The organism is Gemmatimonas sp., assembly GCF_044345575.1.
Taxonomy (GTDB): Bacteria; Gemmatimonadota; Gemmatimonadetes; order Gemmatimonadales; family Gemmatimonadaceae; genus Gemmatimonas.
In genome coordinates, this window is sequence record NZ_JBIJAW010000160.1 from 1 (window position 1) to 7662 (window position 7662).

Consider the following 7662-nt stretch of genomic DNA (forward strand, 5'->3'; position numbering starts at 1 on the left):
ACGTCGGCGCCCTTCGTGAAGATACCGCCGCCCAGTCGCGCGAAGATCGAGATGAGCGACGAACCGAAGGCCAGGCCGACCATCGGCTCGAGCGCATGCTTGACCGCTTCTTCGCCCGTGGCGTCGCCGATGGCGACCATGTAGAAGCCCGCAACACCGAGGAGGCCGAGCCCGACCACCAGCATACCGGTGATCGCACCGCCCTTGAAGCTGATGTTCAGCGCCGCGTTCAGCCCCTTCGTTGCGGCCTGGGCGGTACGCGAATTGGCGCGCACCGACACGAACATGCCGATGAAGCCGGCGACGCCCGACAGAATGGCGCCGATGGCGAAGCCGATGGCGGTAAGCCAGCTGCCGAGACCGAGGCCGACGGCAAGGAAGAGGACCACACCGACCATGGCGATGGTGGTGTACTGACGCTTCAGGTAGGCGTCGGCGCCTTCCCGAATGGCGCCTGCGATCTCTTGCATGCGTTCGTTGCCGGCAGGCTGGGCAACGATCCAGCGCGCGGACACGATGCCATACACAATGGCGATCGCTGCGCAGCCAAGGGCGAGATAAAGGGCGTACTGCTCGAGCACGTGGGGGGAGGGTGGAGGGAAGGTCGGGACGGCCGGAAGGGACGTGGCCGGTTTGGGGCTATCCCGTGGAAAATCACCGGGGGAACAGGATGTTGCCAGTAGCCAACTCCCCCCGAATGGAATGCGTCGGTGGGCACGGCCACCGGGCGCCCCGATGCTAGATTCTCCCGATCTTGCCCCGGCGGCTCCGCTCGCCATCCCCGAGTGCCGTTCCCGGTCGTCGTCCCCCGCACTTCGTGCTCCCTCCCATGCGAACGCGTTTCCTCGCTTCCGCCCTCGCCCTGGCCGCTATCTCGGCCTGCCGCCCCGGCGGTTCGCCGGCCGCGGCCCCGGCCGGCCCCAGCGGCTCCGCACCCGGTGCCCCGGCCCCCTATGTGATCACCGACGGGCAGTCACAGGTGGTGCCGGCCTTCGCCGACACCACCGCCTGGATCCGTGAGCGCCTCTGGGTGGAGACGGAGTTCGACTCCGACTTCGACGGGAAGAAGGACCGCGTGCACGTGGACGTGACGCGCCCGGGACCCACGGCCACGGGGCTCAAGGTGCCGGTCGTATACGAAACCAGCCCCTACTTCGCCGGCACCGACCCCAACGAAGACATCTTCTGGCCCGTGAAGCAGGAACTCGGCGCCGAGCCGCCGGTTCGCAAGGTCGGCAAGGGGGCGCCGTACAACGGCACACGCACGCGCATCGGCAACTCCCAAGTACGCAACTGGGTGCCGCGCGGCTTCGCCGTCGTACACTCCGAATCACCGGGCACGGGGCTCAGCCAGGGCTGCGTCACCATCGGCGGTATGAACGAGTCGCTCGCCCCCAAGGCGGTCATCGATTGGCTCAACGGGCGGGCCAAGGGCTACACCACCGTCGACGGCACGACCGAGGTGCTGGCCACCTGGACGACCGGCAAGGTCGGCATGACCGGCACGTCATTCAACGGCACGCTGCCGGTGGCCGTGGCGACGACGGGCGTGAAGGGGCTGGAAGCGATCATCCCGGTATCGCCCAACAACTCCTACTATCGCTACTACCGCTCGAACGGGCTGGTGCGCAGCCCCGGCGGCTACCTTGGCGAAGACGTGGACGTACTCTACGACTTCGTGCAGAGCGGTAACCCGGCCACGCGTGACCTGTGCCACGCGCGTGTGCGCGACGAGATCATGCGCAACATCGATCGCCGCAGCGGTGACCTCAGCGACTGGTGGGTGAAGCGCGACTACCTCGCGCAGGCCAAGGGGATCCGCGCCGCCATGCTCACCGCGCACGGCTTCAACGACTGGAACGTGATGCCGTCGCACACCACGCTCATGGCCGAGGCGGTGCGCGCCAACGGTGCGCCCGTGCAGATGTATTTCCATCAGGGTGGACACGGTGGCGAACCGCCGCTGACTATGATGAACAAGTGGTTCACGCGCTATCTGCTCGGCGTGCAGAACGGTGTGGAGCAGGACCCGCGCTCGTGGGTGGTGCGTGAGGGTGCGGCGCGGACGAGCCCCACCCCGTATGCGGCCTATCCGCATCCCGAGAGCGCGCCGGTCGAGCTGTTTCCCGCGAAGGGCGGCGCGCAGGTCGGAGCGCTCGCCCTGGCGCGACTCGCGGGGCAGGGGAGCGAGACGCTCACCGACGATGTCTCGCAGAGCGGGGCGCAGCTCGCCATGGCCGCCGCGTCGGCGAACCGCCTGCTCTACGCGCTGCCCACGTTCACGCAGCCCGTGCATATCAGCGGCACCGCCCGCGTGACCATTCGGGTGTCGTCCAACAAGGCCGCTGCCAACCTGTCGGTCTGGCTCGTGGAACTGCCCTATCCGGCCGGCACCAACGGCGCGATGGACCCGCGTGGGATCGTCACGCGCGGCTGGGCCGATCCGCAGAACAGCAAGTCGATCCGCTCGAGCGCGGCACTGCGCGCCGGCGAGCCCGTTACGCTCACCTTCGACCTCGAACCCGATGACCAGATCATCCCCGCGGGCAAGCGGCTGGGCCTGATGATCTTCTCGAGCGACAAGGACTTCACGCTGTGGCCGAGCGCGGGCACGCAGCTCACGGTGGACCTGGACGCGACCACGCTCGTGCTGCCGGTAGTGGGAGGCAAGACCGCCCTCTCGCGCGCGGTGCCCTGAGATGTGAGATCCGGGAGTTGAGTATGAGAGTCGAAGGGTCAGAATGAGAGGTGAGCTCGGATAGAAGCGAGACTCCAGCTCTCCAGAGGTGGGAAGCGAGTACCATCGCACTCGCTTCTCACCTCGAGAACGCTCAGACTCCCTTCTATCCGGGCGGACGTCTCGTGCTGAGCCTCTCCACACCGTTCCTGTCGTCTCGGGTCTCACGCCTCGGCCAACGGCGCAAGCAGGTCTCGGTACCCCTCCCGCGACGTGTTGTAGATTGAACAAGCATCCCCGGCGTCGCCCTCTCGGGCCTCACGTTCCCGGATTCCGTTTCCCTCCGTCGTCTTCGCCATGGCGCGTGCCTGGTTTCTCCCCCTGAGTGCTGTACTGGCCGCCGGTTGTGCCGCCGCCGGTGCCCGTTCTGTCACGCCGGCCACGCCGGCCACGCCGTCGTCCGCGCCCGCCGCACCGCGCACGGAAGCGCGCACCACACCGCGCTCGCACACCGAGTGGGCCGACTCCGTGCTCCCCACTCTGACGATCCGCCAGAAGGCAGCGCAGATGGTCTGGGTGTGGACTCTCGGCGATTACACCGCCGTCGATGCCCCGCAGTACGCGACCATCGAAAAGCAGATCACCGATCTCGAACTCGGTGGCATCATCGTGTCCGTGGGCGGTCCCATGGACATTGCCACCAAGGTGAATGCGCTCCAGCGGGCGGCGAAGTTGCCGCTGCTGGTGGGGGCTGATCTCGAGACCGGCGCGGCGTTCCGCGCGCGTGGCGGGTGGTTCCTCCCCAACGCCATCGAACTTGGTGGCGCTACGTCGTTCCCGTACCAGATGGGCATCGGTGCCACCCGGGACCCCAAGCTCGCGTACGAGATGGGGCGCGTGACGGCCGAGGAAGGGCGGGCCATGGGGATCCACATGGCCTTCGCGCCCGTGCTCGACGTGAACAACAACCCCAAGAATCCCGTCATCAGCGCGCGTTCGTTCGGCGAAGATGCGCGGCTCGTGAGCGAGATGGGTACGGCGCTCGTGAAGGGCATTCAGGAGCACGGGATGCTGGCCACCGGGAAGCACTTCCCGGGGCATGGTGATACCGAGCAGAACTCGCACCTCGAACTGTCGCGCGTGAACGTGTCGCGCGCGCGCCTCGACAGCGTGGAACTCAAGCCGTTCCAGGCGGCCATCGATGCCGGTGTGCGTGGCATGATGACCTTCCACGGCGATCTGCCCGCGCTCGACACCACACACACGGCGGCCACACTGAGCCCGCGCGTGATGACGGACCTGCTCCGGACCCAGATGCGCTTCAACGGGCTGCTCGTCACCGACGCGCTCGACATGAACGGCGTCCTCGGCAGCCTGTCGATGGCCGAGGCCACGCTGCGTGCCGTGGAGGCGGGTAATGACGTGCTGCTCATGCCCTCCGACGCGAAGGTGAGCATTCAGGCCGTCGTCGACGCCGTAGCCAGCGGCCGCATTACCGAAGCGCGCATCAATGATTCGGTGCGTAAGCTGCTCGCGGCCAAGCACGAGTTCGGCCTGCACACCAACCGCTTTGTGGATGTGGAGGCGGTGCGCGCCAAGGTGGGCACCGTGGCGAATCAGGCTCCGGCCCGCGATGCCGCGGCCAAGGCCATCACGCTCGTACGCGATTCGCTGTCGCTCGTGCCCTTCAAGATGCCGCGTCAGGCGAAAGTGGTGAGCATCACCGTGTCATCGCGTGTCGACCTGAGCGCGGGGCGTGGCTTCGATGCGGAACTGCGCAGCGCCTATCCCAACCTGCTGTCGCTCACGCTCACCCCTGAAGTGGTGGCCGACGCCACGGCGGGGGCCGCCGCAGGCAACGCTGGCGGCTACAAGGTCACGCCCGATCCTGCCATTCTCCCCGCGTCGGTGGAGAACGCGCTCTCGATCGCGCGCGGGGCCGACCTCGTGCTGGTCTCGAGCTACGTGGGTGCCACCAGCAACACGGCCAGCATGGTGCCGACTCGGGGCCTGCCCGAACTGCTGAACGGCTTGCGCGCCGGCAACACCAAGGTCGTGCTGGTGAGCTTCAATAATCCGTATCTGCAGCTCGGCTTGCCGCTCACGGAAGCGCATCTCATTGCGTGGAGTCCGTGGACCAGCTCGCAGCGGGCGGCGGCGCGTGCAATGCTGGGTCGCGCGCCGATCACCGGCAAGCTGCCCATCACGCTTCCTGGCATCGCCAGCTACGGCTTCGGACTCACGCGCTGACTGCGTCCTGCCGTCAGTCGTCGAGATCGAGCCGCAACTGATTCGGGTCGCCCAGCACGCGGGATCGACGCGCCCCTCTCAGCATGTCGTCGAGCACGCGCACCACGTCGGCGGGTCGCTCTTCGTGCATCAACGTGCCGGCTCGGCGTACGGTATCGATCGTGATTCGTCGGACGTGTTGCATGAGCAGCAGAACCTGCTCGCGCGAAGGCGCATTGGGCGTTGGCTTGTCACCCAGCAGCAGTCGCATCGGCGCGACCACCTGCGGTAGACGCGACGCGATGGGGTGCGGCTCCTTCGCGTCGTGCATGTCCTTGAGCACCGTGAGCTGCCCGCGCACATCGCGCTCGAGCGGCGCCAGATAGCGGTCGGCGACCTCCGGTGTGAACCAGGTCGGATCGGCGCTCTGGTCGCGTACGACCGCCGAGAACTTGCGTCGGCCGAGGGCTAGCCCAAGCCGGGTCTGCAGGAGCGGCGCCAGCGCCAGCGCGATGCGTACGGTGCGCGTCCCCTGCTGGTCCACCGGCCCGCCAGCCAACGACGCGACGCCGGCGATTCGTGCGCTGTCGATGGCCGCGAGGTGCATGGCGATCGTGGCACTCGTCCCCAGGCCGGCGACCACGACGCGGGTGTTCGCCGGCAGTTCGTGGTCGAGTAATGCCTTGAGTCGCGTCGCTTGCGCACTCAAGGCGTAGTCGGCCGTGCGAGGACGCGACGACGCGCCCATACCGAGCGGATCGACGATGAGGACCCGGTGACCCTGAGCCACCAAGCCCTGCTGCACGTGCCGCCACGAGTAGGCGGAACCCACCGGGCCGGGGAGAAGGAGTGCCACAGGCGCATCCGTTGGGCGGCTGGGGTCGATCCGCGACACGGCCAGCGACTCGCCGGGGGCGGCCACCCAGCGGTACAACCGAGGTACGGTCGGCTCCCCCCACCGCGGAGCCACCGTGGCGGTACACACCAGCCATGACACGGATACGAGAAGCCAGCGACCGATCGACATGGACCAAAGTGTCGTCCCGTCGTGTCTCGGCCGGGCCGTCTTCGCGTCACGACTTGTCGACGATTTATCTTGAATGGCGAAAGCGTGGTCCCTGTCCCCTTCAGTCCCAGCCCGAACCATGACTCCACGTATCCTGGCCATTGCCGTTGCCGCGTCCGTCTTCGCGGGCGGCGCGCTCGCCGCGCAGCGACTCGCCGACCTCACGGGCAACTGGAACTTCAAGGTGGTTACCGAGAACGGGACGGGCACGCCCACCGTGACCCTGAAGCAGACCGGGGATTCGCTCAGTGGGACCTACGAAAGCGCGCGCATGGGCAGCTTGCCCTTCAAGGGGATCGTCAAGGGCAGCACGTTCACCTTTGCGGTGAACACCAGCGGCGGCGCCACGCTCACCTTCAACGGCACCATCGTCGACAACGACAACGTGAAGGGTGAGGTGGATTTCGGCGGGCAGGGCGGCGCGACCTTCTCGGGCGAGCGCCGCAAGTAAGCCGCAACGAGGGCCCTGTCGGGGCAGGCGTCGCGCGGTTGCTTTCGGCACCGCAAGGCGTCTTCCCCGGTGAAGCTGCAGACGGGACTACGCGCCAGATTCGGAGGGATCGCACCACCCATGACGAATGAATTCATCACGTTCCTCGCCGCAATCGGGGCGGGCGTCGTTTTGGTGGCGTTGGCGGCCTTCTGGTGGATCAACCGCACGCCCTCGGTGGAACGCGAGGACGCCCCGCTCCCCCTCTTCGGTGGCCTCACCGCGGACCAGTCGGCAACCGTGCCCTCGACGCCGCGGGCGCCGGTGCCCGCCGCGGTGCCGGCGGGTGTGCCGTTTCGGCCTGCGCCTGCACCTGCACCTGCGCAATCCGCGTCATTGCCGCCTGTGCCTCCCCGTGAGGCGTCGCCTCGGCCCCGACCGGTGATCCGGGAGTTCGTTTCCGGCGCGCCCGAGCAGACGGCACCTGCTGCAGATGGGTGGAGTTTGGACGGTCTGCCGGCGCCCGCCACCGTGTCGCCGACCCTCACACCGGTCGCTGTCGCCCCAGCCACTGCCGTGATGAATGCGGCCGGTGTGCCCGGCACCATGGTCGAAGGGCATGCGCTCCGCTACAGCGTCCCGGCCGACGGCACCCTGCAGTTCCTCCCCGGTCGCCTCGAGATCGGCAGTGGCCTCGACGCCAACCGCGAGATCCGCTTCGTGCGGGTAGACGGGCCCGACGGCATCGAAGTGACGTTCGGGCGCGCCGAGGGCGCGTTGTACAAGCATATCCAATTGCGCGACATGACCGTCAGCCGCGCGCATGCCCGCATGCATTTTGCGCTCGGCACGTGGTATCTGCAGAACCTGTCGCAGACCAATCCGGTGGTGCACAACGGAGTGGAAATGCCCGCGGCGCTTGAACGGCCTCTGGCCGACGGCGACCGTATCGAAATGGGCGAGGTGCTGTTCACGTTCCGCGAACGCTGAGTAACGGGCGGTGAGTGAGGCCCACGAATCGCAATTGCTCGCCGAGCTCGCCGACGAGTACGCGCTACGCGGTGAAATCGGGCGGGGCGGAAGTGCCATCGTGTACCTGGCACAGGATCGCTCCCTGTTTCGGGATGTGGCGATCAAGGTGGTGCGGCCGCGCTTCGTGGGCTCGGCCGACGAGGCGATCGCGCGACTCGAACGCGAGGCGCGCACGGTGGCGCGCTTGCAGCATCCGGGCATTGTGACCGTGCACGCGGTGAAGCGGCT

6 protein-coding genes and 1 pseudogene are annotated in these 7662 nt (G+C 67.7%); 5 read left to right on the top strand and 2 right to left on the bottom strand.

Annotated elements, in window-relative coordinates; translation table 11 throughout:
- Window positions 1–581: sodium/proton-translocating pyrophosphatase (locus ACIQ6O_RS10345; RefSeq protein ID WP_396207709.1), on the bottom strand; the 581-nt coding region annotated here is incomplete at its 3' end.
- A 248-nt stretch (window positions 582–829) separates the two neighbouring features.
- Here ACIQ6O_RS10345 and ACIQ6O_RS10350 point away from each other — a divergent pair.
- Together ACIQ6O_RS10350 and ACIQ6O_RS10355 are read left to right on the top strand one after the other, a co-directional pair.
- Window positions 830–2698: a Xaa-Pro dipeptidyl-peptidase gene (locus ACIQ6O_RS10350; RefSeq protein WP_396207710.1), complete on the top strand. Its 1869-nt coding sequence runs from the start codon at window positions 830–832 to the stop codon at window positions 2696–2698.
- Between the two features lie 336 nt (window positions 2699–3034).
- Window positions 3035–4927 (top strand): glycoside hydrolase family 3 N-terminal domain-containing protein, encoded by a 1893-nt coding sequence (locus ACIQ6O_RS10355; protein ID WP_396207711.1) that lies wholly within the window; start codon window positions 3035–3037, stop codon window positions 4925–4927.
- Between the two features lie 13 nt (window positions 4928–4940).
- Here ACIQ6O_RS10355 and ACIQ6O_RS10360 read toward each other — a convergent pair whose 3' ends face one another.
- Window positions 4941–5933 carry an alpha/beta fold hydrolase gene (locus tag ACIQ6O_RS10360; RefSeq protein ID WP_396207712.1) on the bottom strand — a complete coding sequence of 331 codons (993 nt, stop codon included), beginning with the start codon at window positions 5931–5933 and terminating at the stop codon, window positions 4941–4943.
- Window positions 5934–6051: 118 nt separating this feature from the next.
- On the opposite strand from ACIQ6O_RS10360, the gene ACIQ6O_RS10365 reads away from it, so the two are divergent.
- From ACIQ6O_RS10365 to ACIQ6O_RS10375, 3 genes and pseudogenes are all read left to right on the top strand, one after another.
- A complete protein-coding gene (locus tag ACIQ6O_RS10365) occupies window positions 6052–6423 on the top strand; it encodes a hypothetical protein (protein ID WP_396207713.1) in 372 nt (123 codons plus the stop codon).
- 120 nt (window positions 6424–6543) lie between these two features.
- Complete coding sequence (locus ACIQ6O_RS10370; RefSeq protein ID WP_396207714.1) at window positions 6544–7392, top strand: FHA domain-containing protein; 849 nt, start codon at window positions 6544–6546, stop codon at window positions 7390–7392.
- Between the two features lie 10 nt (window positions 7393–7402).
- A pseudogene (locus tag ACIQ6O_RS10375) lies at window positions 7403–7662 on the top strand (serine/threonine protein kinase); the annotation flags it as partial.

What these genes read in the sequence shown, in the direction of transcription:
- ACIQ6O_RS10365 (WP_396207713.1), top strand. Translation starts at nt 6,052, where the DNA reads ATGACTCCACGTATCCTGGCCATTGCCGTTGCCGCGTCCGTCTTCGCG.
- ACIQ6O_RS10350 (WP_396207710.1), top strand. Translation starts at nt 830, where the DNA reads ATGCGAACGCGTTTCCTCGCTTCCGCCCTCGCCCTGGCCGCTATCTCG.
- ACIQ6O_RS10370 (WP_396207714.1), top strand. Translation starts at nt 6,544, where the DNA reads ATGACGAATGAATTCATCACGTTCCTCGCCGCAATCGGGGCGGGCGTC.
- ACIQ6O_RS10355 (WP_396207711.1), top strand. Translation starts at nt 3,035, where the DNA reads ATGGCGCGTGCCTGGTTTCTCCCCCTGAGTGCTGTACTGGCCGCCGGT.
- ACIQ6O_RS10360 (WP_396207712.1), bottom strand. Translation starts at nt 5,933, where the DNA reads ATGTCGATCGGTCGCTGGCTTCTCGTATCCGTGTCATGGCTGGTGTGT.